Genomic DNA, 26,095 nt, shown 5'->3' with positions numbered 1-26,095 from the left:
TAATTGTTTACGTGAACAATTATAGTATAGTCAAATAAATTTATATAATCAATAAAAAATTAAAATATAAAAAATAAATTATGAAATATAATTATTTAATATGTATATTGATTTTTTAATGAAAAATGTTAGTATTTTCAAACAATATTATTTTTATTTTCGGTATTATATGAATAAATATATAAACACTATAATTAAATCTAGTATATTTGATAATATAGAAAAAGATGAAATAGCTAATATATTAAATAATATAAAAGCACAAAAAAAATCTTTTATAAAGGGAAATATAATAGTAAATATAGGCGATATAGTTGAAAGCATATATATTATACTAGAAGGAAAAGTAGAAGTTTCAAAAGAATATGATGATGCTAAAAAAAACATAGTAAATATATTAAATGAAGGCGATATATTTGCTGAGGCAATTGCATTTTCTGCAAATAAAATATCTTCTATACAAGCCATATCGCTTAATGACAGTAAAATATTAAAAATAGATATAGAAAATATATTTTATTCTAATAAAAATAATATTATACTTATACAAAATCTTCTTAGGATAATATCAGATAAAAATAAATTTCTTGCTTTTAAAAATGATATTCTAAGTCAGAAAAGCTTAAGAAATAAAATAATAATGTATTTGAAATATATGTCAAATATTCAAAAATCATCAAATATACTAATACCTTATAATAGGGATAAATTAGCCGAATTCATATCTGCAGACAGAAGTGCATTATCAAGAGAATTAAGCAAATTATCAAAAGAAAATATTATTAAATTGGATAAAAACAAAATAAGCATTATAAATATATAAAAACAAATTCTTCTTAAATGTGCATATTCAAAAAAATATTAAAGTACCTTTACACATTTCCGACAACTAACACAATAAGTATATAAAAGTTAAACAAAAAGGAATAAAAATGGACACTGATATAAAAATGTTTACAGTTAATTATCTTCCAAGTAATTATAGTTATGAAATACTTGGTTTAGTTAAAGGAAATGTTGCACAAGCTAAGCATATAGGTAAAGATTTTCTTGCAGGGCTTAAAAATATAGTAGGCGGAGAGGTTCAGGGCTATACTGAAATGCTTAATGAAGCAAGAACAATAGCTACTAACAGAATGATAGAAGAAGCTAAAAAGCTAGGTGCTAATGCTGTAATTGGCGTAAATTATTCTTCATCTTCTGTAATGCAGGGAACTACAGAAGTTATTGCCTATGGAACTGCAATTATATTAAAATAGTATAGGAGTATAAAAATGAGTGATGATATAAAATTAATTTCAGCTGATTATCTTCCAAGTAATTATAATTATGAGTTATTAGGCTTAGTTAAAGGAAATGTTGCACAAGCTAAGCATATAGGTAAAGATTTTCTTGCAGGGCTTAAAAACATAGTAGGCGGAGAAGTAGAAAGCTATACTGAAATGATTAATGAAGCGAGAACAATAGCTACTAATAGAATGATAGAAGAGGCTAAAAAACTAAATGCTAATGCCGTAATAGGAATACATTATTCTTCATCATCTGTAATGGAAGGAACTACAGAAGTTATTGCTTACGGAACTGCAATTATATTAAAATAACAAAAACAAAAGGCAGAAATTATTAATGAGAAAAGAAACTTATGAATTTCAAAATTCTGATATGCTTAATGAGTCTTGGCGTATATTTAGAATAATGGGAGAGTTTGTAGAAGGCTTTGATAGTATGTCTTATTATAAAAATGCCGTTTCTATGTTCGGAAGTGCAAGAACTTCAGAAGATCATCCCTGTTATAAATTGGCTTATGAAACTGCTAAATTATTGGGTGAAAATAAATATGATATAATAACAGGAGGCGGTCCTGGAATAATGGAAGCTGGAAACAGAGGGGCTTTCGATGCTAATGCAGAATCTATAGGATTATGCATAGAGCTTCCTTTTGAGCAAAAAACTAATCCCTATGTAAAAGAGGAAATTAGATTTAGGTATTTTTTTGCAAGAAAAGTTATGTTTTTAAAGTATGCTAAAGCTGTAATAATATTTCCCGGAGGATTCGGTACAATGGATGAAATGTTTGAAACTTTAACTTTAATACAAACTAAAGTTCTTAAAAGAATGCCTCTTATTGTTATGAACTCAGATTATTATACTGACTTAATAGAATGGATAAAAAAATATATGATTGGAGAAAATTATATAGATACTGAGGATTTAGATTTAATAAAATATGCTGAAACTCCTCAGGAAACTTTAAATATAATAAATTCTTTTTATAATAAATAAAAATAAAATAAATAAAAATGAAATATATAATAGTAATTTTATTAATAAATGTAAATTTATTATTTGCACAGCTGCCTGAACTTTTCAATTTGAATGGTTATAAAGATTTAAAATTCGGAATGACTATTGAAGAGGCTGATAATAAAATTACTAATTATAATTTAAATGTATATGCTGATTTTTTCCAATCATTTGAATTAAAAAATAATACTGTACTTAATACATATAAAAATGATACTGAAAAATTAGCATATTATCTATATTTTCATAATAATCAGCTCTATAGAATAGAAATTTGCAATCATATAGGAGATATTTATAATAATCCGTCTTTTTATAATCCTGCAGTATTATCAGATATTGATAATATAAAAGAAAATCTGTTATTCCAATACGGCAAAATAAATAAAACTGATATAAAGCATTATTCATTCAATAAAAAGCCTTTTGAAGAGTATGTATTTTGGTGGTCATCTGAGCTTGCAAGCATATCTTTGTATATAAAACCAGACTTGGATACTTTAGATAAGGTAATAAAGCATTATTCATATAGAATTTCTTTTTATGATGAAATTAAAATAAAAGAGATATATTCTTCAAAACAATAAAAAATATCTTAATTTTTAGAAGTATATTTTATTTTTTTATATTTATATTATATAATTATATAAAAATTAATTAAGGCTTAAAGAAAATGAAAGAAGATATTTTATTTACAAGAAGAAGCATAAGAAAATATATTAAAGGCAGGCAAGTTGAAGATGAAAAGATAGAATATATAATTAAAGCTGCTATGTATGCCCCTTCTGCCAACAATAAAAGAAATTGGGAGTTTATAGTAGTAAAAAACAGAGATTCATTAGATAAAATTATGAACTTTCACCCCTACGCTAAAATGCTTGAAACCGCTTCATTGGCTATAATTGTATGCGGAGATTTATCCGACGAATCTGGAAAACTTTATTGGCAGCAGAACTGTTCGGCAGCTTTGCAGAATCTTATGCTTGCAGCAAAGGCTAAAGATTTGGGCAGCGTATGGATTGGGATTGCACCGCGTGAAAATAGAATGAATGAAATTATAAAGTTATTTAATATACCTGAACATATTAAGCCTTTAGGTTTGGCTGTTATAGGATATTCAGATGTAGTGCCTGAAATGCCTGACAGATTCGAGCCTAATAAAATACATTATGAAAAATATTAATATAGAATTATATATATAAAATAAAAATTATTTATAGGAGTTTATTTATGAAAAAACTTTTTACTATACTATTTATGATTTTTGCAGTATCATATATAAATGAAAATTATGCTCAAAATAATACTAAAAAAGTTAATATAAGTTTTGATTATACTAAAAGAAAAGGATTTGCAAGTAATCAAATAGGCATTTGGGCAGAGGATAATAATGGTAATTATATAGCTACAATATATATTACAGATTTTACAGGCAGAAAAGAAGGCTGGAAGAAAAGACCTTTATCATTAAATAATTGGCAGAAAAAAGCTAATGTTTCAAGTATGAATAAAAGAATAATTGATGCGGTATCAAAATCTACGCCTAATCATGGAAAAGTTAATATAGTATGGGATTTAAAAGACAATCAAGGAAACATTATAAAAGACGGTACTTATAGAATAGTTGTTGAAGCTACTATATATCAGGATAATAATGTACTTTATACTTCAGTTATAAATATAGGAAATCAGGCTAATTCTCAAAAAGCGTCAGCAAAATATTCAAAGCCTGAAGCTCAAAATATGGACATAATAAAAAATGTTAATGTGAGTTTTATGCCTTAAATAGCAATTTATTATTTTATTTATATATAATCACTATAATATAAAACTCTTATAATATTTTATGATGAAGTATATATAAAATTGATTTATAAAGTATAAATAATAATTATAAATTTTATTAATACTGATAATAAGTAATTGTTAAGAAATAATTATGACAGTTTATGACAGTTATTTATTACAATTAAATAAGAATTAATGCATATCATAAGTATGTAAGTATGATTAAAGAATTTAACAAAAATTATTAAAAGAAAAACAATATCTTGAATAACAATATTTTTATAAATATATTAATTAATTTATGGAAGCTAATAGTAAAGTTATAATTAAGTTTTTATAAGAACTCGAAGAGATTTAAAAATAGTTTTTTTGGCAGGAAGTATTTAATTTTTATTAACAATAATAAAAAATGATTTTTACAGTCTATAACAAACATAAAAAACTGCAATACATAAAAAATATATTTACAATATCATTTTTTATAAATCAATTTAACTAAAAAAACAATATTTTATATTTTTCTATTATGTGTTATTATATGTTATAATATTTAACAATATTTATTAGGAGTTATTTATGGCTCATCATATTAATAAAACAGAAATAAGAGTAATATACGCTGATACAGATCAAATGGGTGTGGTATATCATTCTAATTATTTTAGATATTTTGAAATAGGAAGAACAGAACTTTTGAGAGAATTAGGAATTTCATATAAAGAGATGGAAGAAAAATATAATATAATGCTTCCTGTAAAAGAGGCTTTTGCTGATTATAAGATTTCTATAAGATATGATGAAATTATAGTAGTTTATACAAGTATAGAAAAACTAAAAAATGTTTCTTTAAAGCTTAAATATGAAATAAGAAGTAAAGAAAATGAAAATATAATATACAGCAAAGGCTATACATTACATCCTTTCGTAAATAAAAGAGGCGAAATAGTTAAACCTGATGAAAATTTATATAATATAATGAGTAAGGGTATTTAATAATAATAGAGGTAATTATGAGCTGGATTAATGTTGTATTGACTGTTTTATCATCTGCTAATATGGTCGGAGATTTAGTTAAAACTACGGCTATGGAAAATAGGGCAAAAAAATTATATAATAAAATAGATGAAAAAGAAAAAGAAATATACGAAAAAATAGAATCTAAAATTAAAAAAGAATTTCAATATGTATATTCAGAAATAAATTCTTTAAAAATAGTTGTGAGATTCTTATTTTTCATTTCATTAATACTTTTAATTTTATTTATTATTTCATTGATATTTATAATTTTTATTTTAAAATATAAAAATATAATTTAATTTTGAGAGTTTTTATATGTCTGCTGCTGTTAAAAAAAATAAAAAAATTTTAACTTGTTCTGTAATTACAAGAAGCGGTCCTATATTAAGGTCTATATATGTAGATCATGTAGAAATACCTTCGCATGATGGTTCTGTTTCTATATATTCAGATCATTGTCCTTATATTGTCCGTATAGGATACGGAGAACTTAGGATATACAATGAAAATAATAAACTTATTAATATGTATGTAGAAGATGGAATAGCTGAAGTTACTAATAATGTTATAGGGATACTAGTAGAAACAGCATTATATCCAAAAGATATAGATTTAGCAGCAATTAAAGAAGAAATAAATAGATTATCCAAACAGATGGTAATTAATGCTGAAGAAGCAAGAAGAAATGCTGAAAAAATTTCAAAACTTAATAAACAAATAGAAATTTCTTCTAAATAATATGCTATTGTAATTTTAATATTATCCGATAATTTAGTTGACATATTTTTATAGCTTAATTATAATTAATATGTTAACTAGAAAATTTATATTAGATGATTAAATATGCCTAAAATAGAAGATTTAGAAAAACTAGGAAGTATTGCTTTCTTAATAGGAAATAAAGCATTACCAAAAGAAATATCACAAGAAGACTATAATAATTTTAAGTCAGTTTTTACAGATGAACATATGGCAAATTCTTTACCTGCAGAAGATGATGATTTGCCTTCTATTGACAATTTGGATAGTTTAGATTTAGATGATGCTGATATAGATGATTTAGAACTGCCTGAAGGTTTAGATGATGATAAAGTATCTGCTGATATAGATGATTTGGGACTGCCTGAAGACTTAGATGATGATAAAGTATCTGCCGATATAGATGATTTGGGACTGCCTGAAGACTTAGATGATGATAAAGTATCTGCCGATATAGATGATTTGGGACTGCCTGAAGATTTAGATGATGATAAAGTATCTGCCGATATAGATGATTTGGGACTGCCTGAAGATTTAGATGATGATAAAGTATCTGCTGATATAGATGATTTGGGACTGCCTGAAGATTTAGATGATGATAAAGTATCTGCCGATATAGATGATTTGGGACTGCCTGAAGATTTAGATGATGATAAAGTATCTGCTGATATTGATGACTTAGATTTACCTGAAGACAAAGAATTAGAAGATAAAATTGCAATGGATATTAAAGATAATGAAAAGCATAATGATATTCATTCAGAAAAATTACCTGCATTAGATGATTTGCCTTTACCTGACAGTTTGCCTGCTGCAGATGAAAATACTGCAGATTTATCTAACACAGATGTTGAAAATATTGATAATGAAACTAATACAGATGATTTAGATATTGAAGGCATATCTGATAATTTAGATGATATATTAGAAGATGAAGATTCTAGTTTAGATAATTTAGAAAATATATTAAATGATGATGATGATATACTAGAAAATAATCAGACAGAGGAAGAAGTTAAAGACGAGAAAGAAGAAGAGAAAGCTCAAGAAGAAGAGAAAACTGAAGAAGATAAAGTTCAAGTAGAAAATGAAGAACAAGAAAAAAATAATGAAGATGATTTAGATAGTTTATCATTAGATGATATTACTGAAGAGGAAGAAGTTAAAAACGAGAAAGAAGAAGAGAAAACTCAAGAAGACGAGAAAACTGAAGAAGATAAAGTTCAAGTAGAAAATGAAGAACAAGAAGAAAATAATGAAGATGATTTAGATAATTTATCATTAGATGATATTACTGAAGAGGAAGAAGTTAAAAACGAGAAAGAAGAAGAGAAAACTGAAGAAGATAAAGTTCAAGAAGAAAATGAAGAACAAGTAGAAAACGAAGAACAAGAAAAAAATAATGATGATTTAGATAATTTGTCATTAGATGATATTACTGAAGAAGAGGAAGTTAAATACGAGAAAGAAGAAGAGAAAACTCAAGAAGAAAATAATGAAGATGATTTAGATTTGGATAATATAGACTTAGATGATACAGAAGAATACAGCAGTACTCCTTCAAATAATATAGTTGCAGGAAGCACTACCCTTCCTGCTCCTGAAACTGCTAATTCATTGCCTGATTCTAAATACGAAGATGTTGATAATGATATAGATCATGATAAAGTTATTAACTCTATTAAATATCTGCCTCCTATTACAAAATATCATGTTTTGGATGCAATACTTAATGAAAAACTAGACAGAAGTTCTATGGAAACTCTGCTTAATGCATTGGAAAGAGGAGAGTCCAGCGAAAATATTACTGAATTATTAAATAAAGAATTGGGATTAAGTCTTAAAGAAGAAGGCAGAAAAAATGTATTGGAATTAATACCTATACCTAATTCATTAAAAGACTATGCTAAAATAATCAGGGTTGCTGCAATATTTTTGATATTATTTATAGCTATAGTATTATTTTCTTTCCAATTTATTTATAAGCCTGTAATGGCAAATAAATATTATAGCGAAGGTTTACTTAGCATATCAAGAGGTGCTTATCATGAAGGAGAAAGATATTTTGCTGAAGGCGAAAGATATAAACCTAAACAGATAAAATGGTATAATAAATATGCAAGAGCCTATATTGCAAGAGAAACATTTAATGAAGCATATAATAAAATACAAGGGGCTTTAAATATTAAGCCTAGAGATTTTGAAACTAGAATAACATTCGGATTCTACTATAGAAAAAAAGGAGAAAAGGAATTATCTTTAGAAGATTATATTTTGGGCGAAGAACTTTATAATGATATGATTGTTTATACTGATAAGAAAAAAGAAAAAGAAACAATATATGATGAACGCGGGCTTCTTATGATAAGCAGAGCAAGAAATATGAGGGAGCCTGAATATTATGATACAGCATACAATAATTATAGAGATATGGTTAATTTCTTCGGCGACGGAGTTATTCCTAGAAAAAGAGCTATGCTTATAAAAATATATCAGGATAATTATAATCAAGTAAAAGCTCTTCAAAATCATATAAACTTATTAAAGTCAGGATATATTGATGATGAAGTTTATCCTAAATTGGCAAAATATTTACTTGATAAAGATGATTTTTACGGCTCAAGAGTATTATTTGAAAATCTTTTAACTGCATATCCTAATAATTTGGAATCTATAGTAGGTTATGCAGATTATGAAACAAGATTAAAACATTATGAAAGGGCTATGGAAATACTTAATACAGCAGCATTGCCTTTATATGAAGCTAATCCTTTCTACAGAGGAAAAGAATATGTATATAATATGCTGGGTCAGATATATTATAATTTGGGAGAATATGGAAATGCTGTTAAAAACTTTAATGAAGCTTTGGCTATAGATGAAACATATCCTGACGCCAATTATAATTTAGGAAATGTATACTTCTATAAAGAAGAAGATTATCCTAAAGCAAAAGAACATTATCAAAAGGCATATAATAATTTAGCCCCTAATTTTAGAAGCGATAAACTTTTATATAATTTATCTTGGCTGTATTATTTAGACAGCGAATATGACAGAGCATTTGAAGGATTTAATGCATTATTTCAAAAAAATCCTAGCAACAGCGTAGTATCTTATGCATTAGGAAATTCACTTTTACATTTGGATAAAGCGAATCTAGCTAATGGTTTTTATAGAAATGCTTTAAGTCAGATATTAGCAAAAAAAGAAAAACTTGGAAGATTAGAAATGCGTACTGAAAGCGATTTTATACTTTTAAGTTACTTAGCTAGTCTTTACAATAATATTGGCGTAGCTTATGCTTATAACTCCGCTGTAACAAATACTATTATTAATGAACAGGAGGCATTCAAGCATTTTGTATTAGCTAGTGAATATTTTGACCAGATAAGAACTTCTAATATAGATTTGGAAAGAATTGAAAAAAGAACAATACTTCTTGATAATCAAAATGTAGGTGCTGGTGCTTATAATATAATGTCTATGCAGGGAAGAAGAGATTTAAAGCAGTCTACTATAATAGATGATTATATTCCTAAAGATATGAATTATTTGAAATAAATAAATTTTAATAAAAAGGGAGATATTAAATATACCTTCCTTTTTATTTATTATTCCTTTTTATTTTATTTATTAAAATGAACATAAAAAAAATGATTATAATTTTCTAAGATGTACTTTTCCGTTTCTATCTATAGTTTTACTGCTTTTTTTGTACATTATAAAAAGATAATTAAATCCCCTCAAATAAAAATTATTTTCTGCCGCTGCTATATGATAATTACCCTTATTAAGAGTTTTATTATGCCGAACAACAGATATTATATCTATAGCCATAAAATATCTGCTCATAATCTCAAAAAGTTTAAAACCAATAGGCATAAATGGAAAGCCCTTTTCATAAGAATCAGAAACATATAAAGCCATATACCTATCTTTTTTCATTATTCTAAATATCTCGCTGATAACATTTTCCATAGCCTCATAATATTCATTCTCTTTTGCTGTAAGTTTTCCAATACAGTTTTTCTCATCAGAATAATTAATATGCGTACTATATGGAGGATCTATAAATACGAAATCTGCTTTTTCATCTTCTATAGGTATTTTTCTGGCATCAGCTTTAAAAATATCTTTTCTCTGCAATGCTTTTGGATTTATATCATACCCTAAAGCCCTTCTTCCAAGCTCTCTTGCTACATCAATAGCCGTACCGCTTCCAGCCATAGGGTCTACAATTAAATCTTTTTCTTTTGTATACCTATTAATCAAATTCCATATTATATATGCAGGAGTGGCTCCTATATAATGCTTATGCTTTTCTTCCTCGCTTTTTAAATACTGCTGCGAAGGATAATCCCATAAAGTTGTTGTTTGTAATTCTAATTTCTTTTTCATATTATAATTTTCTTAAATAATATAATATAATTATTTATTATCAAGTAACTATAAAAAATTACTTGTCAAAAATTAATACTTTGATATTATATATCAATAAATATTTTAGGTTCATTATAAATGAAAAAAAGAATTAAAGCTATAATATGTTCTGCACTTTCTTTAATATTCGGAGGAATAGGAATACAAAAATTTTATTTAGGGCAGAATAAAAGAGGAATATTATATATTTTATTTTTCTGGACTGGAATACCATATTTGCTTTGCATTATAGATTTACTCAAATTTATATTTATGAGTGAAGAAGATTTTAATTTAATATACAATGAAGAGTATGCAGAAATTTTAAATAATAATAATAACGAAATAAATGAACATAATAAATTTAATGATGCTATAGATATAGAATACAGTTATGTTAATGAAAATGATTTACAAGCAGATAATTTAGAAAAAAATGAAAATATTATTATTGAAAATGCACTTCAATATTATAATCAAATTAATGATTCCTGCTGTCATATATATGATTATAATTTTTCATCTAAAGTAAAACAGTTAAACAGCATATTCAAATGCATTATTGATAAATCATTAAATGATGATAAAATAAAACATTTGGAAAAAATGCTTGAATATAATATACCTACAACATTAAAGCTTATTAGTTCTTATATAGATTTATCATATTCAAAATCAGTAAAATCCGATATGATAAAATCTGATATAGAAGAATCTATAGAACAGGTTATAAAATATTTAAAAACAATATTAGAAAATATGGAGAAAGAAGATATTATAGATATTGTAAGCGATATAGATGTACTTAAATCAAATTTAAAAAAAGACGGCTATATTTAAAAAGGAGATTAAAGTGGATAGCGACGGAGTATATAAAAGAGTAAATATAAATAAAGTTATAAAAAATATTAAAAAAAATAATTCTGATATAACAGAAAGCAGAGCTCAGGAAATAGCATATATTATGATAAAGGAGCTTAATAAAAAGGTTTCAATTATGGTTAATGATTTTGAAAATGGCGATGGTGATTTTATGGCTTGCTATTTTGATGCTTTAGACAAACAATAAAAAGCAAATTATTTTTTATATAAAATTATTTTTATATTATGGAATATAATAGGTTTTATATATTAAATTGACTTTTTATAATGATAAAAATTACTGATAAAAACAAAGGAGGGTATTATGTCATTATCAGATGATATTAAAACAGGATTTTATTCAAGCATTGGAATGATGCTTAAGGGAAAAGAAAAATTAGAGGAAGCAGCACGCGAGTTTATTAAAGAAAAAAATATAAGTGCCGAAGAGGGAGAAAAATTTGTAAAAGAAATGGTAAGCAAAGCTTCTGAAACAAAAAAGGAGGTAACTCAATTTATAGATGAGAGAGTAAAAAAAGTAATTGATGAAATGGGATATGTAAAAAAAGAAGATTATGATTCTATGAAAAAAGAATTAGATGAATTAAAAGAATCTTTGAAAAATAATCAGCAATAACTGTATATAGGAATTTAATTATAAATGCATTGTTAAAATTATTCATATACTTTTAATAATGCATTTTTTTTATAGGAAATGAAAATGAATAATATGAAATTTATAAATAGAGCTAGAGAAATAATTTCTATAATAATGGCTTACGGATTTAGAGATATTATAGCCATAACTCCAATATTAAAAATTATAAAAAATCCAATAAATAAAATCAATATAAAGCATAATGGCGTAGATTTGCGTAAATATAGCAGGGGCGAAAGGATAAGAATGGCTTGCGAAGATTTAGGCACTACTTTTATTAAATTAGGACAAATATTATCGAATAGAAATGATATACTGCCTAAAGATATAATAGATGAGCTTAGCAAACTTCAAAATCATGTAAAACCTTTTGATGAAAATGAGGCTATAGATATAATAGAAACGGAACTTGGCAAAAAAATAGATGAAGTTTTTGAAACATTTGATATGAAGCCTAAAGCAAGTGCATCTATTTCTCAGGTTCATACTGCTGTATTAAAAAATGGCGAAAAAGCTGCTGTAAAGGTAAAAAGACCGAATATAGAAGAAAATATACTTATGGATATAGAGGTTATCACATGGCTTTCAAATATAATAGAAAAATATAATGAAGAATTTGCTTTGATGCAGCCTCAGAAACTAATAGCAGCTTTTAAATCACAGCTTTTGCAGGAATTAGATTTTAATTTTGAAAAAAATAACACTCTTAAATTTGCAAGATATTTCAAAGATAACAAAAATATAAAAATAGCTAAAATATATGAAGAATACAGCACTAAAAACATATTGACTATGGAATATATAGATGGTATAAAAATATCAGATATATCTGCAGATGATCAAAGATATGACAGAAAAAAACTTGTTTCTATTGGTATTGATTCTGTATTAGAGCAAATATTTATGCTTGGATTTTTCCATGCAGATCCTCATCCCGGAAATTTAATGGCTTTAGAAAATAATGTTTTATGCTTCTTGGATTTCGGTATGATAGGATTTATTCCTCCAAACTCTAAAGAGGCATTCTCTTCTATAATAACAAGCATAAGTTCAGCCGATTATTTAGAATTATCTAAAGCTATACTTGATTTATGTTATCATACTGAAATAAAAAATATGGATGAATTTAATATGGAAATATTTATTTTAATAAGTAAATATGTTGATATGCCTTTAGATAATATTAATATAGAAGATGTATTTAATGAGCTTATATATATAATAAGAGAGTTTAAATTAACTCTTCCAAGCAATATTATGCTTTTAATAAAATCTTTAATAGTACTTGAAGGAGTTGCTAGAAATTTAGATAAAGATGTAAAACTAATAGAACATATTAAGCCTTTTGCTTTCAGATACATAAAAGAACAGATGAAGCCTGATAATTTATTAAAGCAGTTTAAGAAATTAGTTTATGACTATGCTAATGTATTAAAAGAACTTCCTGTTGATATAGGAGATTTAGTTTCTGTTATAAAAAAAGGAAGTATGAAAATTCAGCTCGAACATAAGAAATTAGAATCATTATCCAATACTTTAGACGGATTGGCTGATAGGTTAAGCTATTCTATAGTTTTGGCATCATTAATTATGGCTAGTGCCTTAATCATAGCAAGTGATATTCCTCCCCTATTTAATGGAACATCTGTCATAGGAATGATAGGTTTTGGAGTATCGGCTATAATGGGTTTTATAATGATTATAAGCAGATTTGTGAATAAGTATATTAAGAAAAATAATGAATAAAAAAACTCCCTGATAAAAGGGAGTTTAAATATGCTCCGAGAACAGGGCTCGAACCTGCGACCCGGTGATTAACAGTCACCTGCTCTACCGACTGAGCTATCTCGGATTGTTTTTTTAATGTTTGAATATTATAGCATAATTAAAAAAAATGTCAATATATAAAATAATATTTTTTATTTGTAAGCACTAAAATACTGAAGAATTTCTTTATATTTTGCTGATTTATTTCCTGATAATGTCATATAAGCATTTAAATGATTATATACTTTTTTTCCGTATTCTTTTTCTTTTTGTATATCATTTTTCTTTACAGCAGCATCAAATTTTTTTTTGTATATTGTTGCAAGCCTATAATTAGAATTCGGATCTGCCCTCAATGCTAAAGCTTTTTCATAAAGTTCTATTATTTTATCTTCTTTAAACTCTTTAGAAAGATAAGCTGCACCATACATATATACATCTCCAAGTATAGGATATGAAGGATGGGATTTTAATGCTGATATTCCTTTAGAATCTAAAAGATTTAAATATGCTTTTAATTTGGTATATGCATTTATACTTCCGTCAAATTCTGATAATGTTCTGGCATATCCCACAACTCTGTCCAATTCCTGATCTTTACTAGGCACAACAGGTATAGATATTCCTTCCTGTGAAAATACTGATATATTGAAAATAAACAATAAAAATATAATTATTTTTAATTTCATATTATCTCCTATAAAAAATAAAACTATACTAAAATATAATTTAACATTTTATTTATTATCGTCATAATTAAAATCTAATAAAACTAAAAAAGTAAAAAATTAAATTGTATATATATACTGATTAAACAGCAAATAATTAATATTCCTCTTGCAAATAATATGTTAATTATTTATACTGTATGCTTGTAGAATATATGTTTGGAGTATATATGCAGGGATATGAAGATGATATAATTTTTCAAAAGCTAAGACAAAATATACAAAAGAATTTCCCTAGAGAAGATGATATAAATAATAATTATAATAGTAAAGAAACTAAAAATAGTTATTCAAATAAAGACAGTTTAATAATTTTAGAGACAGAAAGAAATATAGAAAAAATCACAGATTTCTATAAAAAAATAGATGATGCAGAACTTACGCCTGCTTTAAAAAATATGATAGAAATATTAGGAGAAATGGTAAATTATTCTAAAGTCAATAAAGAAGGTGAAAAAAAATTAGAAAAAATAAATGAATATCATCTTCCTACAGCTATAAAAATGCTTAATTCATATATAGACTTTTGCAATTTTCCTGTAAAAAATGCTGATATGGAAAAAACTGCCTTAGAAATAGAAGATGTTATAATAAAATTGAATGAAGCATTAAAAAAAATGCTTTTAGATATGAATCAGAATAAATTAATAGATATAAACAGCGATATAGATGTACTTAAAACTATGCTTGAAAAAGAAGGTTTATAATGAATATATCTATAAAAAATAATAATAAAAACAAAATAATAATAACGGAGCAGTTTTATGGATAATAATAATAATAATAATTTAGAAAACAATAATCAATTAAATAAAGCTAATAATATACAAAGCGAGCCTATTATAGATAATCAGCCTCAAAATGCGGCAAAAGAAGTTTTTAATCATATAAATAGTATTTCAAATAATAAATTTACTCAAGATGAATTAAAAAAAATAGATGAAGTAGCAAACAGCATTAATTTGCAGGATTCTGTTTCAATAATGTCTTATGGAGCGGCTGCCCAAAATAAAATGATGCAGTTTTCAGAAAATACATTGAGTAATGTTATGAATAAAGATTTAGGAGAGATAGGCGATGCAATTACAGATGTGATAACAGAGCTTAAAGGATTTAATATAGAAAATGAGACTAAAGGAAAAGGCTTATTCGGATTTTTCAAAAAAGCAGGAAATAATATTTCAAAATTAAAAACTAAATATACAAATGTTGAAACTAATATTGACAGCATAGTAAAAACTTTAGAAGCTCATCAGAGAAATCTTCTTAAAGATATAAGTATTTTGGATCAAATGTACAATTACAATTTAGAATATCTCAAAGAATTAGAAATATATATAGAAGCAGGAAAGCAAAAGCTTAATAATCTAATAACAAATGAAATACCCATATTAGAAACAAAGGCTATGGCAAGCAGTTCGCCTCAAGATGTTCAAATTGCAAGAGATACTAAAGATTTGGCAAATAGATTTGAAAAAAGAATACATGATTTGGAACTTACAAAAACTATTTCTGTACAAACTATACCTCAAATTCGTTTAGTACAGAATAATAATGTTATAATGACGGAAAAGATACAATCTACAATATCAAATACAATACCTCTTTGGAAAAATCAAATGGTTCTTGCTATAGGACTTCATCATTCTAATGAAGCAGCAAAAGCACAAAGGGCTGTTACCGATACTACAAATGAATTGCTGAGAAAAAATGCTGATATGCTTAAAACTTCTACAGCAGAAACTGCAAAAGAATCTGAACGCTCAATAGTTGATATTGAAACTCTAAAATATACAAATGAACAGTTAATTTCTACTTTAGATGAAGTTATGAAAATACAAATAGAAGGCAGAGAAAAACGAAAATCTGCAGAAGCTGAACTTAGAAATATAGAAAATGAACTTAAAACAAAAATATTAAATATATCTAAAAATTAATTTATACTCATCTGTATATAAAAAATATAGATGAGTATTTTTTGTTATTAATGCAAATTATCAAATTAAAAATTTATTCACATAATCGATTATAAATATAGCAAGTATTATAAATGGAAGAATATAGGATACATAAAATCTAGCCCATTTAGGAAATTTTAATCCCTTTCCTACATCAGCCTCTTTAATAAAGTTATCCCAGCCCCACCCTAATTCTCTAGTACAAAATATTAATATTATTATTCCTCCAAGCGGTAAAAAGTTATTGCTCACCAAAAAATCAAGTCCGTCCGCTATAGTACTGTTTCCGCCAAGAGGTTTTATAAATGATAATAAGTTGAATCCTAAAGCAGTAGGCAGACTTAATATAAATATGCTTACAGCAGCTATTATTGTAGTTTTTTTACGTGACATTTTAGTTTCTGACATAATGAATGCAATAATATTTTCAAATACGGCAATTATAGTTGTTAATGCCGCCATTGATAAAAATAAAAAGAATAATGCTCCCCAAAGCCTGCCTAAAACCATAGAATTAAATATATTAGGCAATGTTATAAAAGCCAAACCTGCACCCTCGCCTGGATTAATTCCAAAAGAAAAAGTTGTAGGAAATATAACAAGTCCTGATAAAATAGCTATCAGAGTGTCAAGCCCTACCACCATAATAGACTCGCCCGTAAGAGAATAGCTTTTATCTATATAGCTTCCGAATATAGTCATAGCTCCAATACCCAAACTCAAAGTAAAAAATGCCTGCCCTATAGCAGCATAAGCCACAGAGAAAAATCCTTTAATTCCTCCGCTGAACATTTTATTGAAATTAGGCAGTAAATAAAATTTCAATCCCTCTTTTGCATTAGGTAATGTAACAGCCCTTATTATAAGCACAAAAAGAATAAGCAAAAGCAAAGTCATCATCACTTTAGTAACTTTTTCAACTCCATTTTCAAGCCCCATTATACATACAAAAGCGGCTATTATGATAGATATAGTCATCCATAACACTAAAGTTGAAGGAGAAGCTAAAACAGAATTAAAAAACTCTCCTGTCTGCTGAGGATTAAGCCCATATAGTTTGCCTGATGCTGTAAAATAACAGTATGATAAGCACCAGCCTGCCACAGTAGTATAAAACATCATAAGAAGAACGCATCCTAATATCTGAACATATCCTATAATATGCCATTTATGACCATTTTTCTGAAGCATTCTGTATGATCCTGCTAAATCGCTTTTTCCAGCCCTTCCTACAGAAAACTCCATTATAAGTATAGGAAGCCCCAATATTATAAGTGCAATTAAATAAAGAAATACAAAAAGAGCCCCGCCGTATTTACCAGCAGTATAAGGAAATCTCCATACATTGCCAAGCCCTATAGCACAGCCTGCTGAAACTAATAAAAAACCTAATCTGCTTGAAAGCTTTTCTCTATTATTATGCATAGTCATACCTGAAATAAAATTATTTAAGCATTATTAAATTATTTATATAATTAGTATATATATTCATATCATTGCTGTTTTCTATTAAAATAAATTCAACCCTTCTGTTTTTTTCTATATCTTTATATTCGCTTAATAAATCTTGAAGTCCGTAATTGGTTAATTTATTCAAACTTCCATTTGTTATATCTAAATATACATTATATGAGCGTGTATAAGATAAATCATTAATATCTCTTCTATCATATAGAAATAATATATCTTTTTTATTACGGCTCTGGTTATTACTAAGCCTTTTTTCCTCATCGCTGCTTATATGCCCTTCTATAATGATATTAATAATATTAGTGTTTTTAGTTATATCTCCTATATATTTCAAAGTTTTTAAATATTTTTTTAAGTCTAATTCGCTGCTGTTAAAATCAAAGAATATAGTATCCGGCATTATTAAAACTTTGCCTCTGTCTGTTATTTTATATTTATAGTTAATTTCTCTAGGCTTTTTATATGTTGATATTACTACTGCTCCATAGGCATTTAAAGTTATGATTAATATTAGAAATAGTATATTTAATTTTTTTATCATACTAAAAAATCCTCTCTTCATATCATATATAATTATACAATATAAATAAAAAATTGAAATATTTTCTGCTTTATATAATTTATAAAAATCACATATTATTTTTTATAAAAAACATATATACTAAAAAAAATAATTAAATTTTTATGATAAAATTGACATTAAAAAAAATAACATTATACTATATAGTAATACAAATAATTTTAAATTTATATAAATATTTTAAAAATAGGAGAGTTTATTATGGCATCAAAAAAGATGGTTTACTTCTTTGGTAATGGTAAATCTGAAGGAGCTAAAGAAACTAAAGCTCTTTTAGGCGGTAAAGGTTTAGGACTTGCTCAAATGACAGAAAGTAAAGTACCTGTACCAGCAGGATTTACAATAACTACTGAAGTCTGCGATTACTATTCAAAAAACAAATCATATCCGAAGGGATTAGACAAATTAGTAGAAGAAAATATAAAAAAATTAGAAAAAGCTATGAATGCTGAATTCGGCAATCCTAGTAAACCTTTGCTTGTTTCAGTGCGTTCTGGGGCAGCTATATCTATGCCGGGTATGATGGATACTATACTTAACTTAGGAATTAATGAAAAAGTTGTAGAAGGGCTTATAGAAAAAACTAATAATCCTAGATTTGCTTGGGACGCTTATAGAAGATTTATACAAATGTTCGGCGATGTTGCTATGGGTGTTGAGCATGATAAATTTGAAGAGATTCTTGATGAAAGAAAAAAATCTATAGCAGATAAAGTAGGAAAACCTGAAAAAGAAGTTAAAGATACTGATTTAGATGTTGAAGAATTAAAAATAGTTGTAGAAAAGTACAAAGCTATGTATAAAGAAGAAAAAGGAGAGGAATTCCCTGAAGAGCCTAAAGTACAGTTATGGCATGCTATTAATGCTGTATTCAGAAGCTGGAATAATCCTAGAGCCGAAGCATACAGAAAATTAAATGATATAAAAAATCTTTTAGGTACTGCTGTAAATGTTCAGTCTATGGTATTCGGCAATATGGGTAATTCTTCTGCTACTGGAGTATGTTTCTCCCGTAACCCTTCTACTGGTGAAAATAAATTTTATGGCGAGTTCTTAATTAATGCACAAGGCGAAGATGTTGTTGCAGGCATCAGAACTCCTCAGGAAATTACATTAGAAGGCAGTTTGGAATGGGCTAAAAATAATGGTATAGATGAAGAAGAAAGAAAATCTAAATATCCTTCTCTTGAAGAGGTTATGCCTGATGTATATAAGCAGCTGGTTAATTACAAAAATCAATTAGAAAAATATTACAGCGATATGCAGGATATGGAATTTACTATACAGGAAGGAAAACTTTATATGCTTCAAACCCGTAATGGCAAAAGAACTGCTGCTGCTGCTGTAAGAATAGCAGTTGAACTTGCTGAGGCTAAAATAATTTCTAAAGAAGCAGCTTTGATGAGAGTTAATCCTTCTGATTTAGATCAATTACTTCACCCAATGTTTGACCCTAATGCTAAAAAATCAGCTAAAATACTTGCTAAAGGATTAAATGCTTCTCCTGGTGCTGCTGTCGGTAAGGTAGTATTTTCTGCTGAAAGAGCTGAAGCTATGAAAGAGGCAGGAGAGAATGTTATACTCGTTCGTATAGAAACTAGTCCTGAAGATATTAAAGGTATGAATGCTGCTGAGGGTATATTAACTGCTAGAGGCGGTTCTACTTCGCATGCTGCTGTTGTTGCACGCGGTATGGGTAAATGCTGTGTAGCAGGCTGCAGTGCTTTGGAAATAGATTATTCAAATAAATGCATGAAAGTAGGAGATGATATAGTTAATGAAGGAGATTATATATCTATAGACGGCTCTACAGGCGAGGTTATGTTAGGAAAAGTAGATACTAAAGATTCTGAAATGTCTGAAGACTTCAAAAAACTTATGCAATGGGCTGATGATAAAAGAAGAGAAAAGAAATTTGAAGTTCATACTAATGCCGATACTCCTCATGATGCTGAAATTGCTAGAAAATTCGGTGCTGAAGGTATTGGTTTATGCCGTACAGAACATATGTTCTTTAATGCTGACAGAATCAAAAGTGTGAGACAGCTTATACTTGTTGCTGAGGAAGTTAAGCAATTAAAAGAAAAATTAGAAGCTGCAGAAAAAATCGGAGATACAAAAACTATAGAAGAACTTGAGCCTATATATAGAGAGCCTAGAAAACTTTATGATGATGCTTTAGAAAGTATTCTTCCTATGCAAAGAGAGGACTTTATAGGAATATTTACCGCTATGAATGGATATCCTGTAACTGTAAGACTTCTTGATCCGCCTTTGCATGAATTCATTCCTCATGAAGATTCTCAATTAGAGGAACTTTCTAATGAAATGAATGTAAGTTTTGATAAATTAAAAGCTATCAGAGATTCTTTACATGAATTTAACCCTATGCTTGGTCATAGAGGATGCAGACTTGGTATTAGCTATCCTGAAATCTATGATATGCAGGCTAAAGCTATCATTGAAGCTGCTGTTAAAGTTAAGAAAAACGGAGTGGATGTTCATCCTGAAATAATGATTCCTCTTGTAGGCACTTTCAAAGAGTTTAAAATTATAAAAGATAGAATTGTAAAGATAGCTGAAGAAGTATTTGAAAAAGACGGTTCTAAAGTTGATTATAAAGTTGGTACTATGATAGAAGTTCCTAGAGCTGCTTTAGTTGCAGATAAAATTGCTGCAGAGGCAGAATTCTTCTCATTCGGTACTAATGATTTAACTCAGATGGGCGGCGGTTTCTCAAGAGATGATGCAGGCAAATTCTTAAAAGACTATGTTAATAAAGAAATATACGAAAAAGATCCTTTCCAATCATTAGATCAGGAAGGTATAGGCGAGCTTGTTAGAATTGGTGTTTCTAAAGGAAAATCTGCTAATAAAAAACTTATAGTTGGTATATGCGGCGAGCATGGAGGAGATCCTGCTACAGTTATGTTCTGCTATGATATAGGATTAAATTATGTAAGCTGTTCTCCTTACAGAGTACCTATAGCAAGACTTGCTGCTGCACAAGGCATAATAAAATCTAAACCAGCTAAAAAAACAGCTGCAAAAAAATCCGCTGTTAAGAAAACTGCTTCTAAAAAAGCTGCAGATAAAAAATCTGCCGTTAAAAAAGCTGTAATTAAGAAAGCTCCTGCAAAAAAATCCGCTGTTAAAAAAGCTGCAGTTAAAAAGACTTCAGGCAAGAAAAAATAACTTGATAAAATATTTATATAAATAATTTTTAATAAGGGTTTACTTAATAAAAGTAAGCCCTTATTAATAATTTTTTTTATTTTAACAGATATATATATTTTTCTTTTTTCTTATTTATTTTTCCTATAATGCAGGCATTGTCAACACCTTCACGCCATAAATCCGCAAGCATATTTTCTGTATTATTTTTATCAGCACATATTAATAGTCCGCCTGAAGTTTGAGGATCAAAAGAAAGCATTTTTAAATTATAATCAACATTATCATCTGTTTTTATATTATCCCCAACATAACGCATATTCGTAAAAGCAGCACCAGTTATACAGCCCATATCTAATACTTCATAACTTTTATTAAACATAGGCAAAGCTGATGCCTGAATTTCTATACTTACATCGCTTGCTTTAGCCATTTTATAAGTATGCCCCATAAGCCCAAACCCTGTAATATCGGTAGCACATTTCACATTATATTTATTCATAATAGAACATGCCTTTTTATTTAATGTTTTCATAGAATAAAAAACATCTTCTATATCATTATCTTTTATAAGTCCCTGACGCATAGCAGCCAAACAAGCTCCTGTACCAAGCGGTTTAGTCAGTATTATGATATCATCTTCTTTTGCAGACGAATTGGCAGTAATTTTATTAGGATCAGCAAAACCAATAACAGCCATTCCGTATTTTACAGTTGTATCGGTTATGGTATGCCCGCCTACTACTAATACTCCTGCCTCTGAAGCTTTATGCTGCCCGCCTTTAAGCATATTAGCTAATATATTTAAAGAGTCATCTTTAGGAAACATAGTAATATTCAAAGCTAATTTAGGTTCTCCCCCCATAGCATATATATCGCTTATAGAATTGCATGCAGCTATTTGTCCGAATTCATAAGGATCTGCTATAACAGGAGGAAAATAATCCACTGTAAATATTAATGCATTATCATCTGATATTTTATAAACTCCTGCATCATCTCCTATATCAATATCTGAAAGTAAATTAGAATCAGTTTTTATCTGCATAATAGGGGCAAGAGTTTTTTCAAGCAAATCGGGAGGAATTTTAGCAGAACATCCGCCCTCCAAAGCACATGATAATAATTCTATTTGTCCTTTTTTTTCTTTTGTATTATCCATATAAATACCTGTAATTTTAATTTAATAAAAAACTATACTAAAATAAATAAAATGTCAAATTAAGTTTTTCTCAATACAACAATAAATTCCTCTGTCATTGTATTAGATAATAATCCTTTTTTATTTGTAGGCGAATTTTTTAAAGGCATTCTCTTATTTTTAATATTTCTCCTATATGTAAATAAATGCTTAAAATTCTCTCTTTCAAAACTTTCAGCAATAAATTTATCTGTATTCAAATATTCATTTTTTACAATTCTATTTCCAACTATATATACTGCATAGCCCCCGTCATTAATACTGCTTGAAACAGCTTTGATTGAATCTCTTAAATCTATATAAAATGATGATACTTCAAAAGCCCTTTTACTATCTATTTTATCAATATTATAAATTTGTTCTGCTATAATAGAATCATTTAGCAATTGTTTTTTATTTTTACCGCCCATTAACATATTATCTATTTTTCTAGCTTCATCATTTCCAAGCCATATATTAGCAAAAAAAGAAAACTGCCCGTAAGCAACTGTTGTTCTGCTATCGCCATACGGCGGGCTAGTTAATACAACATCAAAATATTTATTTTTTTTATAAAATGCTTCATTATAAAATAAAGCATTAATCTTATTTTTAAAATATTTGTAATAATAATTTTTATAGAATTCTATATTATTACTTAGTCTATTAATAAAATATGAATAAACATCTTCATCAAAATCTAATATATCATCTATTTTAATTCTATATAATTTGAATTCATTATTTCTAGTATAAGAAAAAGTTCTAGCTGTATCCAAAAATGTAAGAAGCACAAAGTTTTTAATATCATTGTTTTTTATATTAAAAATTATATATTTTATTAATGCTAATTTAATCTGTATATTTTTTGAATACCAATAATCTATATTTTTAAATTTAGGAATATAATTTTCTAACTCATCTTTTATACTATAAAAATATTTATCATTATAAATATTTTCTTTTATTAAATTATATTCTTTGATTAATTCATCTATATTAACTTTAGTAAATTTAACTTTACATATTAATATAGCTAGAGGATTGTAATCATATCCCTCAAAATCAAATATATTAGATTCCAAAGCGGATATAAATGATGAACCGCTTCCGCAATATGGGTCTAATAATTTACCGCTATTTATATTTAATTCTTTCAATATTTCTACGCCTATTTGAGGAAGCATTGCTGCAGGATATTTATGCAAATTAGGAAATGATTTTGAATATGTAATATTTTTAAAATCATATTTATTATTATAATAAGAATTATACATTATCTAAAAATCACCATTAATAAAATCTGCTATACTTGATAAAGGAGATATAAAGTTATAGTCATCTAACTGCTTAGCTATAAAAGTTTTATCAAAAAATTTAAACATTCCTCTTTGCTGAGGATTATTTATTTCATTATAGAAATTTACAGTAACAAATCCTACATAAGGTTTTATTTTAGGATTATATTTTAGTTCATATTTATCTTTAATTTTATTATTATCATCTATTGCTATTTCCATTAATAATTTCCACTTATATGTTTGACCTGCTCTTTCTCTTAATGATGTTTTTAATGACAATATTAAACATGATTTCAAATCATTAAAATCATCTAATTTATATATGATAATATCGCAATCTGGTTTTTGAATTTCTTCTCCAACTTTTATTGTATATAAATCATTTAGAGAATCTAATTTATTTTTTTTAGAAGTTATAAAAATATTGTCTTTTATTAAATTATTTTCCTTACATTTTAAAAATGTGTATATCAATATTAATTGAAATTCATTTCCAACTATGGATTTTCTTGCCTGACTTTTATCTTTTATTTCTCCATTTTTAACTCTGCTTTCTAATAATTCATCAACATCTTCTTTGGAATCTATGATAACATTATATAAATAATTAAAAGCTGATACCCAATTATTATTTTCAGCATAAATATTAAGCCTATTTATTAACGGCATCATATAATATTTAGATTTTATATTTTCTATTTCTTTAAGTTCTTCTTTATTAAGCATAGATTTAATCTTATAATTTTTTTTAGTATCAATATAGTATACTATTAAATAAAAAATTCAAATATTAATTTATAAAAATATTATTATAAAAAATACAAAAAAATATCTCAGCTGAAAAATACTAATCAGATGAGATATTAAATTGTTTATATAAATTATTTTTTATTATTCAGAAATAACAGAAATGGCTTTCTTTCCGAATTTATTAGTATGAAACTTAACATAACCAGAAGCAGTAGCAAATATAGTATGATCACGGCCTATATCAACATTCTTCCCTGCATGAAATTTTGTTCCTCTCTGTCTCACTATGATATTGCCTGATACAACTTTTTGTCCGCCGTAAACTTTAACGCCTAAGCGTTTAGATTGACTATCGCGTCCGTTTTTAGAACTTCCGCCGCCTTTTTTATGTGCCATTTTTATACTCCTCTTTATATTTTATAAAATCAGGATACTCTTTTATTAAAGATTTTATACCTATCAAATATCCATTACTAACTATTTTATATTCTTTTTTCTTATCGCTTTCAAGTTTATTCCAATTTATAAGCTCTAAACTAAAAAAACCATTATACTTTTTATTTCTAAAAAAATCATCGCCTATTGTATGGATTAAAGCCCTGTACAAAGCCTGAGAAAGAGCACTCAAAGCTATACAAACCTCATAACCTTCGCCAGATTTCTTAATACCCGCATGCCCCTCTATTATTATGCATTCTAAAACGCATTCGCTGTTATAGACTACAGAAACGAAAGAAGCCATCAAACAGATATATCTTCAATAGTAATTTTATGATATTTATGTCTATGCCCTGTTTTTCTTCTATAATCTTTTCTTCTCTTATGCTTTCCTATAACTACTTTATCGCCTTTCATCATTTCTACTATTTTAGAACTTACTTTTACGCCATCAACATAAGGTGTGCCTACTAAAACGCTTTCATCATCTTTTTTAAGAAGAAGAGTTTTTATTTCAGGAGCATCTTTAGCTTCATCTCCCAGATATTCTATTAAAATATCCTGACCTTTTTCTACCTTGTATTGCTTTCCTTTTACTTCTACAATTGCATACATTATCAATTATCTCCAATCTATATATATTTTATTTTTTACAACACTATGAGTAATATATACTACTACATTAAATTAATTTTGTCAAGTACAAAAATAAAAAACTATCATCTGCTCAATATAAAAATTATATTTTTTTAATGCTGTAAAATACAAACTTATAATAAAAAATATAAAAACATAACCGTATAATAAAAATTTTAATATATAAAAAATGGGGCTGACCCAGATAACATAAAATTATTATATTTTATGTATGAAACGAAGTAAATTGAGTAAAGAAAAACAATTAAAATTAATAGAACATTTTGTAGCTGGAACCACAGCA

The 26,095-nt window shown here is 26.9% G+C and carries 28 protein-coding genes and 1 tRNA gene; 18 read left to right on the top strand and 11 right to left on the bottom strand.

Annotated features, from left to right (window positions below; all coding sequences use genetic code 11):
* Nucleotides 1–169 precede the first annotated feature (169 nt).
* From QZ288_RS04820 to QZ288_RS04770, 11 genes are all read left to right on the top strand, one after another.
* Entirely contained in the window at nt 170–823 is a 654-nt protein-coding gene (locus QZ288_RS04820; protein ID WP_295155719.1) for a Crp/Fnr family transcriptional regulator, read from the top strand.
* A 109-nt stretch (nt 824–932) separates the two neighbouring features.
* Nucleotides 933–1,259, top strand: coding sequence for a YbjQ family protein (locus QZ288_RS04815; protein WP_295155716.1), 327 nt, complete (start codon nt 933–935; stop codon nt 1,257–1,259).
* A gap of 15 nt (nt 1,260–1,274) precedes the next feature.
* Complete coding sequence (locus QZ288_RS04810; protein WP_295155713.1) at nt 1,275–1,601, top strand: YbjQ family protein; 327 nt, start codon at nt 1,275–1,277, stop codon at nt 1,599–1,601.
* Between the two features lie 25 nt (nt 1,602–1,626).
* On the top strand, nt 1,627–2,283 hold the full coding sequence (locus QZ288_RS04805) for a TIGR00730 family Rossman fold protein (protein ID WP_295155710.1): 657 nt from the start codon (nt 1,627–1,629) through the stop codon (nt 2,281–2,283).
* Nucleotides 2,284–2,300: 17 nt separating this feature from the next.
* Nucleotides 2,301–2,891 (top strand): hypothetical protein, encoded by a 591-nt coding sequence (locus QZ288_RS04800; RefSeq protein ID WP_295155708.1) that lies wholly within the window; start codon nt 2,301–2,303, stop codon nt 2,889–2,891.
* A gap of 86 nt (nt 2,892–2,977) precedes the next feature.
* Nucleotides 2,978–3,487, top strand: a complete 510-nt coding sequence (locus tag QZ288_RS04795; protein WP_295155705.1) for a nitroreductase family protein — start codon at nt 2,978–2,980, stop codon at nt 3,485–3,487.
* Nucleotides 3,488–3,534: 47 nt separating this feature from the next.
* Nucleotides 3,535–4,089, top strand: coding sequence for a DUF2271 domain-containing protein (locus QZ288_RS04790; protein ID WP_295155702.1), 555 nt, complete (start codon nt 3,535–3,537; stop codon nt 4,087–4,089).
* 579 nt (nt 4,090–4,668) lie between these two features.
* Nucleotides 4,669–5,085, top strand: a complete 417-nt coding sequence (locus QZ288_RS04785) for a thioesterase family protein (protein ID WP_295155700.1) — start codon at nt 4,669–4,671, stop codon at nt 5,083–5,085.
* A gap of 17 nt (nt 5,086–5,102) precedes the next feature.
* Nucleotides 5,103–5,408 (top strand): hypothetical protein, encoded by a 306-nt coding sequence (locus tag QZ288_RS04780; RefSeq protein WP_295155697.1) that lies wholly within the window; start codon nt 5,103–5,105, stop codon nt 5,406–5,408.
* 16 nt (nt 5,409–5,424) lie between these two features.
* Nucleotides 5,425–5,847 carry an ATP synthase F1 subunit epsilon gene (atpC, locus tag QZ288_RS04775; protein ID WP_295155694.1) on the top strand — a complete coding sequence of 141 codons (423 nt, stop codon included), beginning with the start codon at nt 5,425–5,427 and terminating at the stop codon, nt 5,845–5,847.
* 105 nt (nt 5,848–5,952) lie between these two features.
* Nucleotides 5,953–9,432, top strand: coding sequence for a tetratricopeptide repeat protein (locus QZ288_RS04770; RefSeq protein WP_295155691.1), 3,480 nt, complete (start codon nt 5,953–5,955; stop codon nt 9,430–9,432).
* A 96-nt stretch (nt 9,433–9,528) separates the two neighbouring features.
* Here the strand turns inward: QZ288_RS04770 and QZ288_RS04765 are convergent, their stop codons facing one another.
* Nucleotides 9,529–10,269: a DNA methyltransferase gene (locus tag QZ288_RS04765; RefSeq protein WP_295155689.1), complete on the bottom strand. Its 741-nt coding sequence runs from the start codon at nt 10,267–10,269 to the stop codon at nt 9,529–9,531.
* 120 nt (nt 10,270–10,389) lie between these two features.
* Here QZ288_RS04765 and QZ288_RS04760 point away from each other — a divergent pair, with 120 nt between their 5' ends.
* The 4 genes from QZ288_RS04760 (at nt 10,390) to QZ288_RS04745 (ending at nt 13,555) form a co-directional block, all read left to right on the top strand.
* Entirely contained in the window at nt 10,390–11,130 is a 741-nt protein-coding gene (locus QZ288_RS04760; protein ID WP_295155685.1) for a TM2 domain-containing protein, read from the top strand.
* Between the two features lie 13 nt (nt 11,131–11,143).
* Nucleotides 11,144–11,359: a hypothetical protein gene (locus tag QZ288_RS04755; protein WP_295155682.1), complete on the top strand. Its 216-nt coding sequence runs from the start codon at nt 11,144–11,146 to the stop codon at nt 11,357–11,359.
* Between the two features lie 117 nt (nt 11,360–11,476).
* Nucleotides 11,477–11,788 carry a phasin family protein gene (locus QZ288_RS04750; RefSeq protein WP_295155679.1) on the top strand — a complete coding sequence of 104 codons (312 nt, stop codon included), beginning with the start codon at nt 11,477–11,479 and terminating at the stop codon, nt 11,786–11,788.
* 84 nt (nt 11,789–11,872) lie between these two features.
* Complete coding sequence (locus QZ288_RS04745) at nt 11,873–13,555, top strand: AarF/ABC1/UbiB kinase family protein (RefSeq protein ID WP_295155676.1); 1,683 nt, start codon at nt 11,873–11,875, stop codon at nt 13,553–13,555.
* Between the two features lie 33 nt (nt 13,556–13,588).
* On the opposite strand, the gene QZ288_RS04740 is transcribed toward QZ288_RS04745, so the two are convergent.
* Both QZ288_RS04740 and QZ288_RS04735 read right to left on the bottom strand, forming a co-directional pair.
* Nucleotides 13,589–13,661 (bottom strand) — tRNA-Asn (locus QZ288_RS04740).
* Nucleotides 13,662–13,728: 67 nt separating this feature from the next.
* Nucleotides 13,729–14,265, bottom strand: a complete 537-nt coding sequence (locus QZ288_RS04735) for a hypothetical protein (protein WP_295155673.1) — start codon at nt 14,263–14,265, stop codon at nt 13,729–13,731.
* Between the two features lie 209 nt (nt 14,266–14,474).
* On the opposite strand from QZ288_RS04735, the gene QZ288_RS04730 reads away from it, so the two are divergent.
* A complete protein-coding gene (locus tag QZ288_RS04730) occupies nt 14,475–15,011 on the top strand; it encodes a 5-bromo-4-chloroindolyl phosphate hydrolysis family protein (protein ID WP_295155671.1) in 537 nt (178 codons plus the stop codon).
* Between the two features lie 57 nt (nt 15,012–15,068).
* A complete protein-coding gene (locus tag QZ288_RS04725; RefSeq protein WP_295155668.1) occupies nt 15,069–16,241 on the top strand; it encodes a toxic anion resistance protein in 1,173 nt (390 codons plus the stop codon).
* Nucleotides 16,242–16,301: 60 nt separating this feature from the next.
* Here QZ288_RS04725 and QZ288_RS04720 read toward each other — a convergent pair whose 3' ends face one another.
* Nucleotides 16,302–17,687 (bottom strand): sodium-dependent transporter, encoded by a 1,386-nt coding sequence (locus QZ288_RS04720; RefSeq protein WP_295155665.1) that lies wholly within the window; start codon nt 17,685–17,687, stop codon nt 16,302–16,304.
* 19 nt (nt 17,688–17,706) lie between these two features.
* Nucleotides 17,707–18,273 (bottom strand): hypothetical protein, encoded by a 567-nt coding sequence (locus QZ288_RS04715; protein ID WP_295155662.1) that lies wholly within the window; start codon nt 18,271–18,273, stop codon nt 17,707–17,709.
* 240 nt (nt 18,274–18,513) lie between these two features.
* Between QZ288_RS04715 and ppdK the strand changes: the two genes are divergently transcribed.
* Entirely contained in the window at nt 18,514–21,507 is a 2,994-nt protein-coding gene (gene ppdK / locus QZ288_RS04710) for a pyruvate, phosphate dikinase (protein ID WP_295155660.1), read from the top strand.
* Between the two features lie 76 nt (nt 21,508–21,583).
* Here the strand turns inward: ppdK and selD are convergent, their stop codons facing one another.
* The 6 genes from selD to rplU form a co-directional block, all read right to left on the bottom strand.
* A complete protein-coding gene (gene selD / locus QZ288_RS04705) occupies nt 21,584–22,648 on the bottom strand; it encodes a selenide, water dikinase SelD (protein ID WP_295155656.1) in 1,065 nt (354 codons plus the stop codon).
* Between the two features lie 59 nt (nt 22,649–22,707).
* Entirely contained in the window at nt 22,708–23,943 is a 1,236-nt protein-coding gene (locus tag QZ288_RS04700; RefSeq protein WP_295155653.1) for an adenine methyltransferase, read from the bottom strand.
* Nucleotides 23,944–23,946: 3 nt separating this feature from the next.
* On the bottom strand, nt 23,947–24,693 hold the full coding sequence (locus QZ288_RS04695; protein ID WP_295155651.1) for a BsaWI family type II restriction enzyme: 747 nt from the start codon (nt 24,691–24,693) through the stop codon (nt 23,947–23,949).
* Nucleotides 24,694–24,858: 165 nt separating this feature from the next.
* Nucleotides 24,859–25,113, bottom strand: a complete 255-nt coding sequence (gene rpmA, locus QZ288_RS04690) for a 50S ribosomal protein L27 (protein ID WP_295155649.1) — start codon at nt 25,111–25,113, stop codon at nt 24,859–24,861.
* Nucleotides 25,103–25,459, bottom strand: coding sequence for a ribosomal-processing cysteine protease Prp (locus tag QZ288_RS04685; RefSeq protein WP_295155646.1), 357 nt, complete (start codon nt 25,457–25,459; stop codon nt 25,103–25,105). Before QZ288_RS04685 ends, rpmA begins: the two co-directional genes overlap by 11 nt.
* Entirely contained in the window at nt 25,459–25,770 is a 312-nt protein-coding gene (gene rplU, locus QZ288_RS04680) for a 50S ribosomal protein L21 (RefSeq protein WP_295155643.1), read from the bottom strand. The genes QZ288_RS04685 and rplU overlap by 1 nt, the downstream gene beginning before the upstream one ends.
* Nucleotides 25,771–26,095: the final 325 nt, after the last annotated feature.

The organism is uncultured Brachyspira sp. (assembly GCF_910578695.1).
Classification (GTDB): Bacteria; Spirochaetota; Brachyspiria; order Brachyspirales; family Brachyspiraceae; genus Brachyspira.
The sequence above is the reverse complement of the archived record's forward strand: the minus strand, read 5'-3'. Positions and strand labels throughout refer to the sequence as shown.